The following is a 21704-nucleotide window of genomic DNA, read 5'->3' as shown; positions in this document are numbered from 1 at the left end:
GGAGCTTGGTATGGGTGAAAAGTTCTTGAGTTGTGAGTTGTTAAGTTATTCATTAATCGGAAGCATATGTTTTGCGATGTTTGCATCTTTGATAACAAGTGGGGCAAGCCTCAATTGGTGCTTGATGCATTGAAACTAAGAGAAAGGCGCAAATTGGGAATCAGTATAAGTGAAATCGCGGATCGATTCAATTAGAATTGTTTTCTCTGAAGACAATTGAAAGTGATTTCAAGGTAAATTATTCTACGACCGCTTGGGTTTGTAAGGCTGCTTACTGTTGAACTGTTTTCTTCAACAACATTACATAACCACAAAGTTTTTTCTTGTTCTTATTAACCTGTACAGGTTTGATCATGTGGTATTCGGAGAATTTAGGAACGTAGGAGTAGCTAATAACATTACCGTCAACATCGCCCCACATGTTCTTTTTGTAAACCACTTGCTTTTCATTCCAATCGTACATTCTTACTTCATACAAACGAGAAGTGGGATCTCCAATAAATACAAATTGATACAAGGTTCCTTCGGTCATAGGTAAAATGATGGGCATCTCGTATTCGCTTTCCATGGTCATGGAAGCTTCTCTTAAAACAATATAACCTTGCGCGCTGTAAGCTTTTTTGATGCTATCGATGGTGGAAGAATAAGAAGCGATATCGCAACCTTGTTGGCGTAAGTGATCGGTTTGACCTATGACAGTGCCGGCTACAAATTGTAAGCAGGTGACAATCAGTGCTAAACACAAGGTCTTTCGCATACGTGGGTTTTTTCGGATATCGGGATTAAAAACGTTCGACTGCTAATATATGCAATTGACCTGTAAGTTCAAATACTTGATTGTCAAATAACTTAAATCTTAATATTAGGCACCTTTATAAGTATAGAATGAATTTGCCTGAGCTAGGGAGGTTACAACTAAATCGTTGATACACAGATGGCTAGGTAGGGAGCTGCAATAGAGCGCAATTTTGGCGATATCGTCGGCGGTCATTGCTTGATATCCTTCGTACACTTTAGCGGCTTGTTCGGCATCTCCTTTGAATCGAACCAAAGAGAATTCGGTTTCTGCGGCGCCGGGGTTGATGCAGGTTACTTTTATTTTGTGTCTTAAAAGGTCGATGCGCATTGATTGCGACAAAGCATTCACGGCAAATTTCGTTGCGCAATAGGCATTCCCTTTTTCGTACACTTCTTTTCCGGCTGTTGAACCGATATTGATGATATGACCTTTTTGGCGAGCGATCATGTAGGGCAATACTGCTTTTGTAGTATAGATCAGTCCTTTCACATTCGTATCAATCATAGTTTCCCAATCACTCAAAGATGCTTCGTCAAAGTAATCCCGACCGGCTGCCAAACCTGCATTATTGATAAGAACATCAATGGCTCTCCATTCTTCCGGAATGGATTCAATGGCTTGGAAACTTTCTTCCTTGTTTTGTACATCGTACGACAAAATCAATGATATTGTATTGAATTCAGTTTTAAGACGAGCTGCTAGGGTTTCCAATCTGTCTTTTCTTCTACCTGTGATAATGGTTTTGTATCCGGCTTCTGCATAATTCAAAGCCATTGCTTCTCCAAATCCTGATGTAGCTCCTGTGATCAATACAATCTTACTCATTTCCTGAATTTTAAATTGGATACAAATTTGGCACAATGTGATGAATCGAAGAAAATTATCTGACTAAAATGGCGGTGCCTTTTCGAAGTATTTTTTTGCCTGTATAATCGATACCTCCGGCAACCCATACATAAGTTCCACTGCCTTGTAGGTAACCACCAATGGTGCCGTCCCAACCGTAGGATGGGTTTGAAGATTGAAAGACCAATTGCCCCATTCTATTATAAACTCTAAAAAACTCGAATTGGGCGATACCAACAGGAATTGGGCGTAAGACTCTGTTCTTGCCGGAAGGAACAAAGGCATTGGGGACAAAGATATCCGGCCCTGTTTTAAAGAGTTTTATACGAATTGTATCCAATGCAAAACATCCCTCTTCCGTAAATGCCTTTAGAATATAAGTCTGATTGTCGGACAATAGGGCTATGGGGTTAGGGATGCTTGAGTTAGAAAGATAAAGCGCAGGCGACCAACTGTACAAATCTGCACCGCTTGCGTTTAGTTGCAGAGGTTGACCAATGACCACTGAAGTATCATTACCTGCGAATGCCAATATTTTAGGACGAACTGTAACTTTTACTTGGTCAACACCGGGTTTGGGGCAGCCCAAGGTATCGTAGACTAGCAAATTATACACCGTAGTAGTGAGCGGATAAGCAATAGGCTTTAAGGTGTTTGCCCCGGAAAGGGAACTGACAGGAGTCCATGTAAATCGGATTCCTTTGATGTTCGCGTGTAACTGTGCGGTGTCATCGTAACATATCACTGTATCGGCGCCTGCATTGGAAAAAGGATAGGGAACCGTATTTATGGTTACTTCATCTTGTTTCGAACATTTTCCGATGCTTGCCAATAAACTATAGGTTGTAGTGCTTGATGGAAAAGCTAATGGGTTTTTGCTTGTCGGATTTAGTAAGGTGGAAGTGGGTGTCCAGCTGTATTTCAAGCCATCGGTAGTTGGATTCAAACGAATAGTATCAGTCAAACAAATAGTAGTATCGGGGCCTGCCGAAAGAGTGACTTCATCCACTACTCGAATCTTTACAGAATCATTATTGATACATCCGCGATCATTCATGGCCACATAATATGTAGTGGTTGATTTCGGGTATACGAGTGGGCTTGCTACACCAGGATTGATGATATTATAAGCCGGGGTCCATTGATAGTTGCCTGGGCCGTTGATTACCAATTGCAAAGTGTCGATACTACAAATCAAGGTGTCGCGAAATCCTAGATTCACTATGGGTTTAAGTTTTACTTCGATGGTGGTGTCAATAGTGGCGGTACAACCTTTGCTGGAACTAACCGTGAGAATCACATTTTTGAAGCCGACGGTTGAATAGAGCCAAGAATCATTCTTTTTAGTTGATACATCATCAGCACTTGTTTCGTCTCCGAAGTTCCAGTTCCAAGAATTGATAACTCCGTAACGAGCAGTACTCAGGTCAGAATAAGTGTAAGGCGTTTGAATGCACGCACCTTGAACATTCATTTTAGGAAAGAAGCCCGGGTAGATTCTTACTTGCGTAGTGGCTGAGTCGGAACATTGTTCTCCTCTGTTGATGATCAGTTTTATGGTATAAGTGCCTGTATCTGCATAGGTGTAGTTTGGAGCAGACTGGGTGCTGGTGTCTGAATTCAATCCGGGCACTCCAAAATCCCAAAAATACGTATGGGTTAATGTGGAAGGTGGCGCTTCGTTCTGGAAAAATTGCAGGTAGTTGTCGCAGTTGGTAATGTTTGGGGCTAGAGATGCTGCAGCGAGATCGCAGAATTGATCCACTTTTAAATTGAAGTCTTTGCGATGTTCACTTAATACTTTACCATTTCTCCATTCCTTCACGCAAACACTTATTACATAATCTCCGCCACCGGGCGCGATACCTGAAATAAGGCCTGTCTTTGGATCGATCCGAACACCGGCCCCCATTGGAGTAGTTCCGTCAAATCCGCCTGAATAGTTCACAAAACCAATTTGACTTGGGGGCACAGGGGTGATGGCTCCACCTTGACCATTTTGAAGTGCTGTATATGCATCACAAAATTCGTAGCTTAATGAATCGCCATTTGTATCAGTAGCACTGAAATCGAGTGTGAAGGGTCTGTATTGACAGATCAGCACGGTATCTTTGATGGCAAAAGCCGGACTTGAATTACTGCCGATACCTAATACATCAGTGCCTCCCATTTTACACGTGTAAGAAGAACCCACATTTGTATTGGGTGATAGATTTACCAGTCCATTAATGCGGCAGCAGCGTTGAAATACAAATGTGTAACCCAGTTCTGTTTTTGTGAGTTCAATTTCACGAGAATAGGTTCTGAGTCGGTAACAAACAGGAGAGGGGTTGTTAATACATGGATTGGGAGCGGTTAAATTAATAAATTCATCACCGGTAAGTGGGAAAGAAAAAGGCGAGCCACTTACTGCAATCTCGTCACTATTTCGAAACACTCCAATATTTGCTTCAGCATCCAATTGGTTTCCGGAAGCTCCACATTCTAAGAAAAGCCTTAAGGTTACTTGGTAACGTTCTGAATTAGCGGTCGACCCCGGACCAATGTACTGATAGTTGATTTCTCCGCCTTTAATGTGGCGTGCTGAAGCTACCCAAGGCAGCCCAAGAATCAGCAGCAGTCCGTAAATTATCCGCATGAGATAGTTGTACTAAAAGATACGGATAAAAAAGGTAAAGGGTTGTGGTTTTAATGTACCAATTCGATGGTTGGTAGATTTGAGGAAATAGTGCTTAATAAGTTTGGTGTGTTAGTTTATTTTGAATTGGTTCTCCTAGTATTCTGTTACTAACTCACACATTATCAAATCATCACATTAATGTATAAGTGTAGCGGTTCCTTTTCTGAATACCTTTCTTCCGGTATAGTCCACTCCTTGTGCCATCCAAACAAAGGTTCCCGTGTCTTGAGTTTTGCCGCCGATGGTACCGTCCCAGCCATATGCAGGATTGGAAGTTTGGAACACCAACTGTCCCCAACGATTGTACACTCGGAAGAAGTCGAATTGCGCGATACCTACCGGTATGGGTCGAAGCAAACGATTTTTTCCTCCCGGAACAAAAGCATTCGGAACGAAGATATCAGGAAGTGTTTTAAATACTTTGATATTGATTGTATCATAAGCTTCGCATCCTTCGGGCGTGTAAGCGCGCATGATGTAAGTGAAGTTATCTGATAATATAGCTATCGGATTTTTTATGGCAGCATTGTTCAAATTTGTGGAGGGCGCCCATTGATACAAGATTCCACCAGATCCGTTTAGTTGTAACGGTTGTGAAATTACCACTGAGGTATCGTTTCCTGCAAAGGCAATGATCTTGTTTCGAACATTCACTGTGATTTGCGAAATACCGGGTTTGGGGCATCCCAGCGTATCGTAGGCATAGAGCGTATAAGTAGTTGTAGTTGTTGGGAATGCCAACGGATTCAATATCGATGGGTTTGACAACGTAGACGTTGGAGACCATACAAACCGCGACCCCACAATACTTGCATTCAATTGCGCCGTATCGTCGAAGCATATCGTAGAATCGGGCCCTGCAATAGAAGTTGGATACGGCACTGTTTTTACGGTAAGGTCATCGTCTTTTCTACATTTACCAATAATGGCTGTTACTTTATAAACGGTTGTTGTGCTTGGAAATACAATTGGGTTTTTGACATTCGCATTTGATATAGCTGTAGCAGGGGTCCATACAAATTGAAGGCCGTCGCCTGATGGGTTGAGACGTATGGAATCTGCTGCACAAATAGTGGTATCGTTACCTGCAAATAGTGTAACAGTATCCACTACTCGAACTCTTAAAGAGTCATTGTTTACGCACCCATTCTCATTCAAACTTACATAATACCAAGTTGGCAGTTTGGGAAAGACAGACGGAGTAGCCGAATTCGCATTGATGATATTATAATTGGGCGACCAAGAAAAAATACCATTACCGGAAGCATTGATTTTTAAAGTATCAATGCTACAAATCAAAGTGTCTTTGAAAGGCAAATTGATAGGGGGCTTGTCGCGTACTTCAACTTGAGCAGTGGCGGTGTCTATACATCCTTTGGTGCTTTCTACAATCAACTGTACCGTTTTGAATCCGGTTGTAGAATACTTCCAGGATGGGTTTTGTTGGTGAGAAGTATCTGCCGTAGTGGTTTCATCACCAAAATTCCATGACCATTTTGAAGCGGCACCGTATCGAGATTTTGTTGTGTCTTGAAAGGGTATCGGAAATAGAATGCAAGTTCCTTGCGGGATAAAACCGGGATAGAAGCCGGGGTATACTTTGGCGCTGGTGGTTGCAGAATCAACGCATTGACCACCTGCTAAAATTACTTTTAGTTTTACGGTATAAGTTCCTGAATCGGCATATTGGTGAGTTACGGCACCCGTTGGGTCCAAGGTAGTATCGGCCTTTGAACCGTCACCATAAGTCCAGATATAACTAGACCCGGCGGGGTTGATTTGATTGTTTTTGAATGACACTTTCAAATCATCACAAAAAACATAGTTGGGGTCAAGGTAGGCTTTCAGTGGAATACAGTTCGAAACTGCCACATGTATATCTTTTCTATGAACGTTGATTAAAACTCCTTTTCTGTATTCGTAGGCGCAGGCTGTAATTACATATTGACCTGTAACTCCGGGTGCAATTCCGGTTATTAAACCGGTAACCGGGTTTATAGTAGAGGACGCACCCAAGGGGGAGGTTCCTGAAAATGGAAATTGATAGTTTAATTGCGTGTAAGGTGGCTGAGATGCTATAATAGGAGCCGGGCTTTGAGTGCTACCTCCTGTATACCCCCCACACAAACTGTACGATAGGGAATCGCCATCAATTTCAACCGCAGCAAAACTAAACGTGAAAGCGCTATTGGCGCAGATTGCCGCAACATCATTGGTTACAAATTGGGGGCTGTTATTTTTGTATGCCTCAGGATAAACAACCGAACCTGGTAATTCAGCTGTATAGGTACTTCCGGCATTTCCGCTTGGGGATACAAGGTTAACGATGTTTGCGACGCGGCAACATCTTTGATAGGCGATGGTGTATCCATTGTTATTTATTGGAACAACAACAATGGTCGTGAACCATCTAATTCGATAACACACATCGGTTGGAGCGTTGCTAATACAAGGATTGGAGGCCGGATCGAAATTAATGAATTGTTCTTTCGCTAAACGAGCCAAGGCCGTATCCCCGTATTGTTGGCCATTGTCCTTATTAAAGACTGTAAAGGGAATTGCCGTGTCTAATTGACCCGGGCTGGTAGCTTTACAATCGATATACAATTTGAGGGTAACGGTATATGAGTTTGTGTTGGCTGTTGGGCCTGGACCATTGTAGGTATAATACATTTCCCCTCCTTTAATGTGTTCGGCCTTCAAGAGTCCTACACAAAAAAGGGTACTGAATAAAAATATGACTGCCTTTTTTACCATTCGCTTCTTCAATAACGTGAATTTTACCCTTGAATTTCAATGTTCTGTAAAAAAGTTTTCACAAAAGTGATCACTTTTTGAGGCTCTTCAAACATCCCCATATGGGCAGTGTTTTCGAGTATCAGAACATGGGTTTCTTTTGCCAAATAGCTTTGTTCCAAGCCATCAACATAAGGAACCGCTTTATCGTGTTTTCCGATGATCATAAGTATCGGATAATCAGCGCTTTTTAGTATTGCCGTTCGATTAGGCCGATTGATCATCGAATTGTAATAGTATACGAGTGCTTCCGATGAAAAGTTGGAATTTTCTTCAACAAAACCGGTGATGAACGAAGCATTGTTTTGAGTAAACCCTACTGAGAACAGATTTGGAGTAGTTTGTTTCAAAAACAGCGCCGGTCCATGTTCTTTTATAAAAGCGATGCTCTTGGTTCTTGCTTCCACTTTTTCTGGCGAATCTGCGTAGGCGGTTGAATGAAAAAGCCCTAATGCTTTAATTGCACCGGGTTTTTGTTCAGCCATTGCCAATCCAATATATCCTCCCATACTGTGACCTATAATAACAATTGGGGCTGTTACACTCAGGGATGCTACTAATTCCCAAAAGTCTGATGCTAAATGATCGATCCCCGGTTGGGTGGGGTCTATTAATTCTGAAGCCCCTGATCCCGGAATGTCGGGAATAATGAGGCTGGCATTTTGATGGATGCTTTCAGCGAGTTGATTAAATATAGTGTGATCTTCTCCAAATCCATGCAAAAGCAAAACAGGCAGTCCCTTGCCCTGTACAGTATATGAAATGCTATTTCCTCTAGTTGTTTTAAAAAGCGCCATGATTTATTAATTCGACTTCTCAGCGTAAACACGATACGATTTGAATGCCAAGTATAGTGCAACCGGTAATAGGGCTAAGTTCATGGATTGCGGTAACCAAGCCCAATTGATGACCATTAATAGGTTGATCAAAAACACCACTTGAAAATAGTAACGGGTTTTTTGATTAAAAGGGATGAAACAGGCAATTAAATTGGTAGGAAGGGCCCAAATCAAATTCATATTGTTGGCGCACATATAATGATCTGTTCCAAACCACATGAATACTAATAGTACTCCCAACGTACCGGTAACAAAGAGTACTAGTCGGAAGACTAAATTGTTAAAGGTTCGAGCCTTTCTTGATTTCATGAAATTCAGGAGAATTAACAGAAGGAAGATTGAACCCAAGGTTATTGAAGGAATCCATTTGTTATTGGCAGTTCGTTCAGGCGCGTTGAGCAGTTCAGTTCTGGCTGCTACAAGCGGTTGATTCCTGATCTTGGTTTCATTTAAATCGTTCATTAACTGCGCCGGTAGAAATCTAGTTTCTGCACGGGTCATTTTTCTGTCGAGGTGAGCACCTAAAAGGATATCGATGCCCAATTTGCTCCAAGCAAACCCTCCATTGTCGAGGTCATGGTGAATAGCAGTTCGGAAACTGTAGGGTATTGGAACTGATTTGGGTAGATCAAATTGATTGCCCACTGTTTTGTTAAGAATATCGAGTGCTCGAGTGGTACAATTATCAAAAGTGAAGTCGTATTTGTAGAATTTATTTTCTTCTCTGGCATTTACTCTAAGTGCTTCCAAGATGGCTTGTTTTTCCGCGCATTTAAGCCCAAGGTCTTGTTCATAGATGGATCTTTTCTCATAAGTATAAGCCATTTTAAAATCGCTCATTCTTTCAACGGAAAGGAAATAGGGAAGTTTACCTCTAACAAATTTTGCTAGGAAATTTGGGTCTTCGAATTCGAAAGTGCCGTAATTGAATACAATATCGAAATTGGGAGTTTGAACTCGGATGGCGGTATGTCCGAAACTGCTGTACAGCTCGTCGCCGGGCCCACAGGTAAGCAGACTGATCTTGGTTTGGCAGTAGATATCGGCGCTGTCCTGTTGGGCAATGGCGATTTTAAAGCAAAACATTGCCAACAGTAACAAGGTTTTTCTAAGCATAATTGTACTGTTTCCGTGGAGGAAAGATACGAATCATAATTGGGATTTGGGAGTGGTGAGTTTTGCAAGTAATTACGAAGTGTATTGGGATAAAAAAGCCGGTGCACCTTTTCAATGCACCGGCTTTTTAATTCTTAAATAATAATTATTAATTAAGAATTGCTTTCATTAGCGACTGTAATTCGGCGCTTCTTTCGTGATCTCAATATCGTGCGCATGGCTTTCTTTCATGCCGGCATTGGTAATACGAACGAATTGAGCTTTTTGAAGGTCTTTGATGGTGCGAGCGCCACAATATCCCATACCTGCTCTCAATCCTCCGGTGTATTGGTATACAATTTCGCTGAGGTTTCCTTTGAAAGCAACACGACCTTCAATTCCTTCGGGAACAAATTTCTTGATGCCGTCTTCTACATCTTGGAAATAGCGATCGGCGCTACCTTGGTTCATGGCTCCAATAGATCCCATACCGCGGTATTGCTTGAATTTTCTTCCTTCATAAATGATGGTTTCACCAGGGCTTTCTTCAGTTCCGGCAAACACGCTACCCATCATCACTACATTCGCACCGGCGGCCAATGCTTTTACCATATCGCCTGTATAGCGAATACCACCATCGGCAATTAATGGGATGTTTAATTTATGCAGTACGGAAGCTGCTTCCATTACTGCCGTTATTTGAGGCATCCCTGCACCAGCTACAATACGAGTGGTACAAATAGAACCGGGTCCAATTCCTACTTTAACCGCATCAGCACCGGCTTCTGCCAAGGCTTTAGCACCTGCAGCAGTACCAATATTTCCGGCAATTACTTGAAGTGATTTAAAGTTCTTTTTTAAATTTCTCAGCGCATCAATTACACCTTTGCTATGACCGTGTGCGCTGTCGAGCGTTACCACGTCTACACCAATTTGTTGCAAGGCGGCGGCTCTATCAAGGAGGTCTTTTGTAATTCCTAAAGCAGCACCCACCACCAAACGACCAAAGCTGTCTTTTACAGCATTAGGGTGAGAGTCTAACTTTTGAATGTCTCTATAAGTAATGAGGCCGGTTAAGGTTCCGTCTTTTTTAATAACCGGAAGTTTTTCAATTTTGTAAGAGCTGAGAATTTTTTGAGCTTTCTTCATATCTGTTCCTGCAGGAGCAGTGATCAGATTTTCTTTGGTCATTACCTCGCTTACCAATTTGGTTTTGCTGGTTTCAAAGCGAAGGTCGCGATTGGTAAGGATGCCTACCAATCTATTGTTGTGGTCAACAATGGGAATACCGCCAATTTTATTTTCTGTCATAAGTAAAAGGGCATCGCCAATGGTCGCGTCTTGTCTGAGTGTAATGGGATCGATGATCAATCCGCTTTCACTTCTTTTTACTTTCCGAACATGTTCTACTTGCTTTTCTATGCTCATGTTTTTGTGCAGAATTCCAATTCCTCCTTCACGAGCCAAGGCAATGGCCAGTTTCGCTTCGGTAACGGTATCCATAGCTGCAGAAAGCAATGGAATGTTGAGCTTAATGGTTTTAGTAAGCTGAGTACTTGTATCTACGTCGCGGGGTAATACATCAGAGTATGCCGGAACGAGCAGTACATCATCGAAGGTCAATCCTTCACCAAAAAATTTAGAAACGGGAGATTTAACAGAGCGGGGAGTCTTAATTCTTGTTGCCATGTGCAAAGATAGCGCGTGCAACTAATTCCTGCCAAATAAAGTTTTCAAAAATGATTTTTGAGCTGACGTGAATCGCTGATTGTGAGAGAGTTAAATCCTAAGTTTGTAGTGCTTGCCCGGTAAACTTTGCACCAATTGTTTCAACTCCATCTCTAATAAAAGGGCCGCAATTTTTGAAGGAGAGAAGCTTGTTTGCGTTCTCAATTCATCTACATGCAACGAAGGCGTTGCGTTCAAAATATTGTACAAAACAGATTCATCCGGACTCAGATCAACAAATAGATTCGATTGAGGTGCAGGCGCATTTGATTGTGTTTGCCAACCCATGAAATGAAGCAAATCTGCAGCGCCGGTGATGAGTTGTGCCCTTTGTTGCTTGATGAGTTCATTGCATCCACTGCTTTTTAGGTCAATTACCCTGCCCGGGAATGCCATTACATCTCTATGATAACCGTTGGCTAATTGAGCCGTTACCATACTTCCTCCTTTTACACCCGATTCAATGATCACTGTTACATCACATAATCCCGCTACAATTCGATTTCTTGAAGGGAAATGATGACGCTCCGGATCAATGCCCGAACCGAATTCACTCAATAATCCACCACCGGAATAAATCATTTCTTTTGCAATTTTTTTGTGCGCATAAGGATAGATGGTATGAAGCCCGTGCGCCAATACGGCTACCGTTTCCATTTCTAGTTTCAAAGCTTTTTTATGTGCGATGATGTCGATGCCATAAGCCAATCCGCTTACAATCAAAGGCGAAACAGGCTTGAGTCCGTCTATCAATTGTTCGGTGAGTTCTCTGCCCAGTTCGGAATTCGATCGTGTTCCAATGATGGCAACTGCTTTAGAATTGTTCAGATGAGCCGTGCCTTTATAGTATAGTAAGGTGGGAGGATCGGTGCATTGAAGGAGTTTCTGCGGATAGCCGGCATCGCTTAAGAAAAGGGTTTGAATTTGAAATTTTTCAATGAATTTCAATTCTTCTTCCAACTCCTGAAAGGACTTAAAGTCGCGAATTTGTTTCGCACGCGCAGGACCGATCCCTTCTATTTTTTCTAATGTTGATTTCTTGCTTTCAAATATTTTCTGTGCTGATCCAAGTTCTTCAACAAGTAGTTTCGCTTGTACAGAGCCAATTTGCGGTACTTTGGTAAGGGCAATCTGATAGAGGATTTCGTTGTTCATACACTTCAATGAAGTGTAAAGGTAATCGCTCTACTTTACAGTAATAACGATTACCCTTGTACGAAACAACTATTGATTGATGACTTTCATTTCGGTTCTTCTGTTCAAGGCTTTGCCTTCTTCTGTAGCATTGTCTGCAATTGGAATGGTTGCTCCATAACCTTTGCTCAAAAGACGTTTGGCTTCAATTCCTTTTTGTGTGAGGTATTTTACCACTGCCATTGAACGATCTTGTGACAGCTTCAAGTTGTCGGCTGCCTTGCCTACATTGTCGGTATGACCTGCAATTTCAATGGTTAAGGTTGGATTGTCCTTTAACAACTGCACCAAACGATCTAGTTCAGAAGTGCTTTCCGGTTTCAATTCAAACGAATTGGAATCGAAGAAGATATTGCGCAACACAATGGCTGCATTTACTTCTAAAGGTTGAAGTGGAATATCGATGTGGTAAGTTGAATCGGGCGTTTTTTGCTTCAGCGAAAAATTTTCAGAATAGAAGAGGTATCCTTTTCTGTTTACGTTGAAGGCATAGTCTTTACCAACGGGTAGTGTAATGAGATAAAATCCATTCTCGTCGGTTTGAACTTTATTGGTGAGTTCTTTTGTAGACAAATCGGTGAGCTCTACTGCCGATGGCAAGCCTTTGGCTGTTTTCTTATCGTATACTTTTCCTTTGATCCAAAGTGTTTTTGCAGGACGAACTTCGTTTCTCAATTCGAAAGTGTACAAATCGAGGCCACCCATCCCTTCGCTTCGATCGCTGGCGTAGTAAGCAGTTTTCCCATCTGATGCAACAATCATGCTTCCTTCGTTTTCGATGGTATTGATGGGATAACCCAGATTGGCGGGTCTGCTCCAATATCCCTTTGGTCCTTTTTTGGCCATGAACAAATCATCACCACCATATCCTTGCAAACCATTGGAGGTAAAATACAAGGTTTGATTGTCGGCATGGATAAACGGACAGCTTTCATCTCCCGATGTATTGATGGCGCCTCCTAAATTCTCAGGTTTACCGAATTTTCCATTTGGCATTAAATGGCAAACATAAATATCACTGCCACCGTATCCATCGGGGCGTTTGGAGGCGAAGTATAAATCTCTTTTATCGGGCGACAAGCTAGGTGCCGATTCCCAGAATTCTGTATTGATTACCGGACCCAAGTTTTCAGGTGTACTCCATCCTACATTGGTTAAATATGAAATATAAAGATCACAACTACCATAGCCATCCGAAAAATTGCAACCCGTAAAAATCAACCAAGTGCCATCTTGCGAAAGCGTTTGTGCACCTTCGTTCTGCATAGTATTGATGTTTCCTGTTAGTGGGCCGGAGGGCAGCCAACCTCCTTCAGGATTTCTTTCTGCACCAAAAAAGTCCTCGTTGTAATTTTTGATCCTTCTAGTGAAGACCAACTGTTGGCTGTCGATGGTTAATGTGGGATAATATTCTGAAACAACCGAATTGATATTCGGTCCCATGTTTATCGGATTGAATAAATAGTTATCGAGTTGATGTTGTTTGCCATAGTCAATGGCGAACTGATACGATTTTTTTCGATACCCTGCAGAAAGAACACTTCTTTCATTGAGGTTAGGAATTTGCATGAATTCTTCAATAGTTTCCAATGCTTTTGCAAATTCACCTTTTCCTGCTAAATTGATAGAATAGGGAAGATTGTAATCTTTGAAATAATCTGCATCAATTGCTTTAGCTTGTTGATAGTAATAGATGGCAGAGTCGTATTTTTTCATTTCACCGAACATGCCGGCTATTGAGAGAAAGCCGTCGGCAAACTGAGGATCAATTTTAGTGGCGTTTTGGAGCAATTTAATTCCCGTCTTAAAATCGTCGTTTGAAGCTGCTTCCATTGCCTGCTCATATAATTTTGCTGCTTTCTTGTTCACTTTCTTAGGGTCGTATTGAGCCTGACTCACCAATCCAAGCAAGAAGCAAAATCCTAACAACAAACTAAGCTTTTTTTTCATGTATTCCTTTCTTAATGTGTCTGAGGTATATATAGGGTAAGACGGATTTCGGACACCTGGCGTTGCAGGTTCCTAATTAACGGTAAATCAGCGCCTAATGTTGTTAAGGTACGTTTATATATTTGTGCGATTGAATCGACAATTCCCACTGAGGGTTTCCCTTTATATAGTCAACAATAAGAGGGGTCATTTGATTTCTTTTCTCCCATTCCGGTTGCAAGAAAAGTTTGGTTGTTGGAGGTACTTGAGCCGCGAAGGATTCGGCCCATTCAAAATCGGATTTATTGAACACCACAATTTTCAGTTCGCTGGCAACATCAATCACTTCTTTTAGTGGTGCTTTGAACTTTTTAGGTGACAAACAGATCCAATCCCATTGTCCGGAAAGATGGCTGGAACCGGAAGTTTCAATATTGGTATAAAAGCCAGCGTTTTTTAGTGCAACAGTGAGTTCATCTAATGGATGCATGAGTGGTTCTCCCCCTGTGATCACTGCAATCACCGATTGTTGGGCCACCGGTGTTTCTTTTTTTGCTTTCTCTACAATTTCATCGATCGTGAACTGGGGGTGCTTGGATGCGTCCCAACTGTCTTTTACATCACACCATACACAACCAACATCGCATCCGCCCAAGCGAATGAAATAAGCTGCTTTTCCTTGATGGTATCCTTCCCCTTGTAAGGTGTAAAAGGACTCCATCACGGGAAGTTTTGAGGTTGTTATGGTTTCAGTACTAGACATTAATTCTTTTCGCTGCAAGCATGGAACGTGTTCTTCATTAAAGCCGCGATGGTCATCGGGCCCACTCCACCTGGTACAGGTGTAATGTACGAAGCCTTTGGAGCCACTTCATCAAATTTAACATCCCCTTTAATGGAATAGCCTCTCTTCTTGGTAGGATCTTCTACGCGGGTAATTCCAACGTCGATGATGATAGCGCCTTCTTTTACCATGTCTGCAGTTACGAACTCAGGTTTGCCCAAAGCAGCAACAATGATATCTGCCTGAAGACAAAGTTCCTTCAGGTTTTTGGTATGAGAGTGACAAATGGTAACGGTGCAATTGCCCGGATTGGTTCCGGCACTGAGCAAGATGCTCATGGGTCTACCCACGATATTACTTCTACCAATTACAACTGCATGTTTGCCCTTGGTATCAATTTTATAATGTGCCAACATTAACATAACGCCGTGCGGAGTTGCGGGAATAAAGGTTGGAAGTCCTTGCACCATTTTACCCACACTTACCGGATGGAAACCATCCACGTCTTTTGAGGCATCGATGGTATTGATCACTTTTTCATCTGAAATATGCTTCGGCAAAGGAAGTTGAACCAATATTCCGTCAATATCAGGGTCATTGTTCAATTCTTCAATAACACCCAAAAGTTTGAATTCACTAATAGATTCTTCTAAACGGATCAAAGTAGACTTGAATCCAATTTCTTCGCAGGTTCTTACTTTCGAACCTACATAGGTTTCGCTGGCTCCGTTCGTACCTACCAAGATGGCGGCCAAATGGGGAACTTTTTTACCCTCTGCTACTCTTTGTGCTACTTTGATTTTGAGCTCGTCGCGGGTAGCTTGCGACACCAGATTTCCGTCTAAAATTTGCATGGCGCAAAGGTAAGTTTACAACCTTATTTTCAGCACAGCGCTCAGTTTTAATTGTATAAATTTTATTCGACACTTTCCCACATTTAATTTTTCAGGCAAAAGTTGTATGAAGCAAGTTTTGTGGGTAGTAACGCTATTTTCTGCGCTCTCCTTAAATGGTCAGAAACTTCAATTGCCGGAAACCGCCGCCACCGATTGGGGGAGTTTTTCAGGCGATTCTATGCAGCGTAACTCCGGGTCTTTTCTGGATGCACAGGTAATATCGAGAACCGCCACTACGGCCTGGGTAGCTTCTCAATTGCCATTTGGATTTTCTGATTTACGTTTTATAGATGCAGGGTTAGTTGCTCCTTTCAAGCAGGATTCATGGGGGCTTCGATTCAAGCATTTTGGGACTGTTTTTTTACAGACCCAGCAATTTCGTTTGATGCTCTCCAAGTCTTTGGGAAAAATTTCGATTAGCGGAGCTATAAGTCTCGATCGATTGAAAGAAGTGGAGAAGAAAAGTAGCCAGTCGCTGGGTGCCGATATCGGTTTTTTGTGGGGCGAATCCAATGCGTTTCATTGGGGCTTTCAAATTGAAAGATTGATTTATTCGAATCGGAGTTTTCAACAACCTATCATAAAAATGGGTGCCGGATTTCGGCTTTCAGATCAAGTGTATTCTGAGCTAAGAGTTGTATCGGATGAAACCATAAAAGCGTACATGGAGCTTTGTTACCAACCTTACTTACAATGGCAAATTAGAATTGGCTACCGCTATCCTGAAATCGGCTACTGGTATGGTTTGACGTGGAATATCGGGCATTTGATCATCGAGCATCAGATGCTGTATCAACCGCTGCTTGGCTACAGTCCGGGCATTCGAATTTTCTTCACTCTGAAATCGAAAAAGGCATGAGAAAGTTGATGTTATTGGGACTATTATTATTCAACGGTTTGGCATATGCGCAAGTGGAGAATGAGCAAGCGATTGAGGAATTGAAAGAACGTGATCAAGAACCGGATGATTATTGGTTAGACACAAAACTTTATCCCAAGATCAAGTTGAACACAGTAGATCCACAAACCCTGGAACTATTTGATTTTTTAACTCCTTTTCAAAGGCTCCAATTTTTCAATTATCGGAAAACATTGGGGGCCTTTCTTTCTATTTGGGAATTACAAGCCGTACCGGGCTGGGATAAGGCCAGTTTCGATAAAATGCGTCCTTTTGTAAAAGCAGCATTGGGGGGACTCGACTTGTTGGAAGATGAAGGATTCTTCACAAAAAAGCGAACGGTGGTGTTGCAACGATTAGGGTTGACGATAAGTGGTTTGGGTGCAGCAAATGGAAAGAAGAGCTTGTTTATTGGACCAAAGCCTTTGAGAAGTTTGACCAGGGTAGATTTCAGTTTAAGTAAGAAGATAGAAGCCGGTCTTACTCTCGAAAAGGATGCCGGCGAGCCTTGGTGGAGTGGATCGGGTCCTATACGAGGGGTGGATTTTATGAGTTTTCGAATTCGGCTGCGGCCAATTGGTCGTTTAAAGTCGTTATATATTGGAGATTATACATTGAATATCGGGCAAGGCCTCACTATTTGGCAGAGTATGGCATTTGGCAAATCTTCAGCCATTGGGTCTATTAAGAGAGAAGGAGAAGTTGTTCGAGTTTACAAGGGGTCGGGCGAATACAATTTTATGAGGGGGATTGCAGCCCAGTTTGGAGGAAAGCGGGCTGAACTGAATCTTTTTGCATCGTTAAGAAACTTGGATGCGAACTCTAGATTTGATTCTGTAACCGGTATCCGTTCTATAAGCAGTTTTATTAGTTCAGGATTCCATGGATCGGCGGCGACATTGCAAGACGCGCGGCAGGTACGAATGTGGGTATTGGGAGCTGTTATGGGTTGGAAGTTTCCCAAGGGACGAGTGGGAGTACATATACTACAATATAAATGGTCGAAACCCATTCAAAAGCAAGCGGAATTGTACAATCTGTTTGCGGTTTCGGGTCGGCAATTGTTTCAAGCCGGACTGAGTTATTCTTATGTTTTTCGGAATCTTCAAATTTTTGGTGAATGGGTTCGAAGCCAAAGAAAGGGTGCCGCACTAGTGTTTGGTGGTTTGCTAAGTGTGGATGCGAAAACAGATCTAAGCTTTCTGTATCGAAAAATCAATCCTGAGTATCAATCATTTTGGTCGAATGCCTTTGTTGAAGCAACTCAAGCAAGCAATGAGCGTGGTCTTTTTCTTGGTTTGGAGCATCGAATGAGCAAAAAATGGAGGTTGGTATCTTTTGTTGATTCGTATGAATTCGATTGGGTGAAATATCGAATGGGACGTTCTACGGCGGGTACTGAAGCTGCTTTGAGCATTTTTTATACACCCAATCGAAAATTAAGTATTCAGGTGCAAGCCCGGTTGCGGAGAAAGGATGCCCCGGTAACCGGAAATGAAGCCATATTGGGAAAAACCGTGGAAGTTGTGCGTAATCAATTCAAATATCAATTTGATTATCAGATTGATAGTGTCTGGAAAACTAGAGTGAGGTTTGATTGGGTTGGACTGGGAGGGGCAAACAGTGGGTTTGTAGTTGGTACAGATTTGATTTACAGGCCATTAGGGAAATACTGGGATTTAGGTGTACGTTGGAGCCTATCGAAAGTAGGGAATTATGCATCCCGTGTTTACGTAACGGAGCGGGATGTTTTATATGCCTATTCGGTATATGTTTTTGATCAGAATATCAATCGGATAGCGATTAATTATCATATTAGAAAAATAGGTGGTTTTGAACGGAAAAAGGGTCGGGAAAACCAGGTTTGGATAAAATTTGCGCAAACGGTTGTATCAAAAAATAGCTCATATGTGGGGGAGCTCATTAACAATCGTGAAATCTTAGGTACGGAGTTGAAAATCCAATGGTTACAGATATTATAGATGTTAATTTTTTCTTAATGCAGCATACCGGGACCCTTTAATGTCTTTTTAATGGTCATTCTGCCCATTTTAACAATTTTTTTTGTTAAAGTGGTTAACGTACATTTATCGCCCATAATTCAATTAAACTAACAGTCTCATGAGAAAAATTCTATCCCTGCTCGCAGTGCTGATGCTCTGGACGGTATCAGTAATTGCTCAGAACCGGGTTATTACCGGACAGGTGAAAGATGACAAGGGAGATCCCATTCCCTTTGCATCTGTTACAATCAAGGGTACTCAAAAAGGTACTCAAACAGACGCTAATGGTAACTTCCGCATTGAAGCTAAAACAGGTGATGTTTTAGTTATTTCAGCGGTTGGTAGTAAAGAGCGTGAAGTTGCTGTAGGAAGCAGCAATTCTTACAATGTTTCCCTCGACAAATCAGGCGCTTTACAAGAGGTAGTAGTAACTGCCTTGGGGGTTCAGAAGCAACCTAAGGAATTGGGTTATTCTGTTGCTCGTGTAAAGGGATCTGACATTACTGAAGCCAAAGTAACCAACCTCCAAAACGGTTTGGTGGGTAAGGTTTCAGGTTTGAACGTAACAACTGCCAACAACGGTGTATTTGCTGATACACGTATCGTGTTGCGCGGTATTCGTTCTTTAACAGGTAACAACCAGCCATTGTTGGTAGTTGATGGTTCTCCAATCAACTTGAACTTCATCAACTCCATCAACCCTAACGATGTTGAAAACGTGAACGTACTGAAAGGTGCGAACGCGGCTGCGTTATACGGTCCTGAAGGTGTGAACGGTGTAATCGTTGTAACCACCAAAAAAGGATCTGGACGTTCTAAGCCTCAAATCAATGTAAGTAACACTACTTTGTTTGAGCGTGTAATGTTCATGCCAGACTTCCAAAGCCGTTTCGGATCCGGTTCATCTTATGATGCAAACGGAGACGGTGTGTACGACCCAATCGAGAACCAAACTTGGGGTCCTGCATTCGACGGTACTTTGAGAAGAATCGGTCGTGTTGATGAAAACGGAAACGAGCAATTGGTTCCTTATTCATTAATTAAAGACGAAAAATTCAAGTTCTTCAATGAGAGCAACGCAATGACGATTCAGAACGACGTATCAGTTAACTCTGGTGACGAGCGCTCTAACTTTTACCTCAGTGTACAAGACTTAAAAACTAAAGGTGTTGTTCCTGGTGATGAAAGAAGAAGAACTACTTTCCGTGCAAACGCCGGAAGAACTTATGGAAAAGTTCGAATCTCTACCAACTTGTCTTACACAGCTGGTAGCTATGATGCTACTTCTTCATTGGTTTATTGGTATGTTGCCAATACTCCTCAACAGGTTCCTTTAACGAGTTATAAGAACTTCTTGACAGACAAATGGTCTGACCACAACCACTACTTTAACGACTATTATCCGAACCCTTACGAGGATGCTTGGAGAAACAGACAAACAGGTAGATCTGATGATTTAGTAGGAAACTTTGAAGTTAACTTCAAACCTGTTAAATGGTTGAACATCATGAACCGTTCTTCTTTGACTTTGTCAAATACCTCTAACAAAAACTTCAGCCGTGCTATTACTTATTCTGATTTCGCGTTGCACAACAACCGTTTCATCAGTGGTAGCGGTAACGTAAGAGCTGGTGTTTCTGATGGTATGGGCTTAGGAAACCGTGTTCAAAACGAATTGATCTTAAGTGGAGATAAAGATTTCGGTAAGTTCAACGTGAAGGCTTTGGCCGGTAACTTGATTAGACAAACCTATTCTAAGTCAATCGGTGTTTCCGGTAGCAACTTGGTGATCCCAACTTTGTTCAACGTTGGTAACCGCACTGGTGAACCAGGAGCTAGTGAAAGCAATTTCCGCAGCCGTCTGGTATCTGCTTTCGGTAGTGTGAGCGTTGGCTATAACAACTTCGCCTTCATTGAATTTACCGGTCGTAACGACTGGGATTCTCGTCTTCCAATCAACAACAACTCTTATTTCTATCCTGGTGTGAATGCTTCAGTTTCTTTAACTGACGCAATTGAAAGCCTTGGAAAGAGCAAGTGGTTGAGCTATGCAAAATTGAAAGCTGCATGGGCTAAAGCGGGTAACGTTAACGTCAGTATCTATGGCTTGGAAAGTAATTTCGGATCAGGAAGTGGATTCCCTTATGGCAATGTTCCTGGCTATACTGCCTTTAATACCATTAACAACCCAACTATTCGTCCTGAGGTAGTTGAATCATATGAATTGGGTGGTGAGTTTTCATTCTTCAACAACCGTGTGTCTTTCGACGCGGCTTACTACTATCAAAATAACAACGATCAGGTAATCAATGTTAACATCTCACAAAGTACTGGATATGCAGCAGCTGTTTTGAACGCTGCACGATTCTACAATAAAGGTTTTGAATTTGATTTGCGTTTGACTCCATTGGTGAAGCTTGGCAAGTTGGTTTGGAATTTCAGCGGTAACTTAACTACCAACGACAGTAAAGTATTGGAAGTTTACGGTGACTTGAACGAATTGAGCATCGGTAACACTTCTTATGCAATCAAAGGATATCCTGCCTTCACTCACAAGTTAACCGATTGGTTGCGTGATGATCAAGGTCGTGTTATCATTGATGAAACAACCGGTTATCCTAAACAAAATACTGCTCAAACTATCTTCGGTCGTACCAATCCTAAGTACATCGTAGGTTTGAACACAGATTTGAATTATGCCGGTTTCACTTTGAAAGTAGTTGCTGAATACCGTGGTGGAAACTTCATCTACAACAACGTAGGTGCTGACTTAGGTTTCACTGGGGTAGACAGAATGTCTGCTATCAACAACCGTCAACGTTTTGTATTCCCTAATTCAGTTTATTGGGATGGTTCTAAGTATGTAGAAAACACCAGCATCGTTGTAACAAACGCACACTACGATTTCTTACAAGCTGGTCGTTTCCGCAATACTCAAACAAACTACTATACTAGCGCAGCCTTCTGGAAATTGCGTGAAGTAGTGTTGAGCTATGACATTCCTCAACGTTGGTTGGGTAGTGTGAAAGTTATCAAGAAAGCAAGTGTATCTCTTATCGGAAGAAACTTGTTGACTTTACGTCCTAAAACAAACTGGTGGACTGACCCTGAGTTCTCTAACACCACTGGTAACGCCGTTGGTACGACTACAATTGGTCAAACTCCTCCAACTCGTATTTATGGATTTAACGTAAACGTTACTTTCTAATAACAACCA

At 41.9% G+C, this 21704-nt stretch carries 14 protein-coding genes; 3 read left to right on the top strand and 11 right to left on the bottom strand.

Annotated features, from left to right (window positions below; translation table 11 throughout):
* Window positions 1-271: 271 nt before the first annotated feature.
* From ACQ2HE_RS08955 to folD, 11 genes are all read right to left on the bottom strand, one after another.
* Window positions 272-757 (bottom strand): hypothetical protein, encoded by a 486-nt coding sequence (locus tag ACQ2HE_RS08955; protein ID WP_430898424.1) that lies wholly within the window; start codon window positions 755-757, stop codon window positions 272-274.
* Window positions 758-862: 105 nt separating this feature from the next.
* The gene (locus ACQ2HE_RS08950) at window positions 863-1624 is read right to left on the bottom strand and encodes an SDR family NAD(P)-dependent oxidoreductase (RefSeq protein ID WP_430898426.1); all 762 of its coding nucleotides are present in this window, start codon (window positions 1622-1624) and stop codon (window positions 863-865) included.
* Window positions 1625-1679: 55 nt separating this feature from the next.
* Window positions 1680-4283: a PKD domain-containing protein gene (locus ACQ2HE_RS08945; protein ID WP_430898428.1), complete on the bottom strand. Its 2604-nt coding sequence runs from the start codon at window positions 4281-4283 to the stop codon at window positions 1680-1682.
* Window positions 4284-4460: 177 nt separating this feature from the next.
* Window positions 4461-7094: a PKD domain-containing protein gene (locus ACQ2HE_RS08940; RefSeq protein ID WP_430898430.1), complete on the bottom strand. Its 2634-nt coding sequence runs from the start codon at window positions 7092-7094 to the stop codon at window positions 4461-4463.
* An 11-nt stretch (window positions 7095-7105) separates the two neighbouring features.
* Window positions 7106-7918 carry an alpha/beta fold hydrolase gene (locus ACQ2HE_RS08935; protein WP_430898432.1) on the bottom strand — a complete coding sequence of 271 codons (813 nt, stop codon included), beginning with the start codon at window positions 7916-7918 and terminating at the stop codon, window positions 7106-7108.
* A 6-nt stretch (window positions 7919-7924) separates the two neighbouring features.
* Window positions 7925-9076 carry a lipoprotein N-acyltransferase Lnb domain-containing protein gene (locus ACQ2HE_RS08930; RefSeq protein WP_430898434.1) on the bottom strand — a complete coding sequence of 384 codons (1152 nt, stop codon included), beginning with the start codon at window positions 9074-9076 and terminating at the stop codon, window positions 7925-7927.
* A gap of 168 nt (window positions 9077-9244) precedes the next feature.
* Window positions 9245-10744, bottom strand: a complete 1500-nt coding sequence (gene guaB / locus ACQ2HE_RS08925; protein WP_430898436.1) for an IMP dehydrogenase — start codon at window positions 10742-10744, stop codon at window positions 9245-9247.
* A gap of 90 nt (window positions 10745-10834) precedes the next feature.
* On the bottom strand, window positions 10835-11938 hold the full coding sequence (dprA, locus tag ACQ2HE_RS08920) for a DNA-processing protein DprA (RefSeq protein ID WP_430898438.1): 1104 nt from the start codon (window positions 11936-11938) through the stop codon (window positions 10835-10837).
* A 69-nt stretch (window positions 11939-12007) separates the two neighbouring features.
* A complete protein-coding gene (locus ACQ2HE_RS08915) occupies window positions 12008-13927 on the bottom strand; it encodes an OmpA family protein (protein WP_430898440.1) in 1920 nt (639 codons plus the stop codon).
* A 103-nt stretch (window positions 13928-14030) separates the two neighbouring features.
* Complete coding sequence (locus ACQ2HE_RS08910) at window positions 14031-14627, bottom strand: 7-carboxy-7-deazaguanine synthase QueE (protein WP_430898442.1); 597 nt, start codon at window positions 14625-14627, stop codon at window positions 14031-14033.
* 41 nt (window positions 14628-14668) lie between these two features.
* Window positions 14669-15544 carry a bifunctional methylenetetrahydrofolate dehydrogenase/methenyltetrahydrofolate cyclohydrolase FolD gene (folD, locus tag ACQ2HE_RS08905; RefSeq protein WP_430898444.1) on the bottom strand — a complete coding sequence of 292 codons (876 nt, stop codon included), beginning with the start codon at window positions 15542-15544 and terminating at the stop codon, window positions 14669-14671.
* 106 nt (window positions 15545-15650) lie between these two features.
* Here folD and ACQ2HE_RS08900 point away from each other — a divergent pair, with 106 nt between their 5' ends.
* The 3 genes from ACQ2HE_RS08900 (at window position 15651) to ACQ2HE_RS08890 (ending at window position 21695) form a co-directional block, all read left to right on the top strand.
* Window positions 15651-16445 carry a hypothetical protein gene (locus tag ACQ2HE_RS08900; RefSeq protein WP_430898446.1) on the top strand — a complete coding sequence of 265 codons (795 nt, stop codon included), beginning with the start codon at window positions 15651-15653 and terminating at the stop codon, window positions 16443-16445.
* Complete coding sequence (locus ACQ2HE_RS08895; protein ID WP_430898448.1) at window positions 16442-18466, top strand: ComEA family DNA-binding protein; 2025 nt, start codon at window positions 16442-16444, stop codon at window positions 18464-18466. The genes ACQ2HE_RS08900 and ACQ2HE_RS08895 overlap by 4 nt, the downstream gene beginning before the upstream one ends.
* Before the next feature lie 139 nt (window positions 18467-18605).
* Window positions 18606-21695 (top strand): SusC/RagA family TonB-linked outer membrane protein, encoded by a 3090-nt coding sequence (locus ACQ2HE_RS08890; protein WP_430898450.1) that lies wholly within the window; start codon window positions 18606-18608, stop codon window positions 21693-21695.
* The last annotated feature ends 9 nt before the right edge of the window (window positions 21696-21704 follow it).

Source organism: Endoryza foliicola (assembly GCF_050589245.1).
GTDB lineage: Bacteria > Bacteroidota > Bacteroidia > Chitinophagales > Chitinophagaceae > Endoryza > Endoryza foliicola.
The sequence above is the reverse complement of the archived record's forward strand: the minus strand, read 5'-3'. Positions and strand labels throughout refer to the sequence as shown.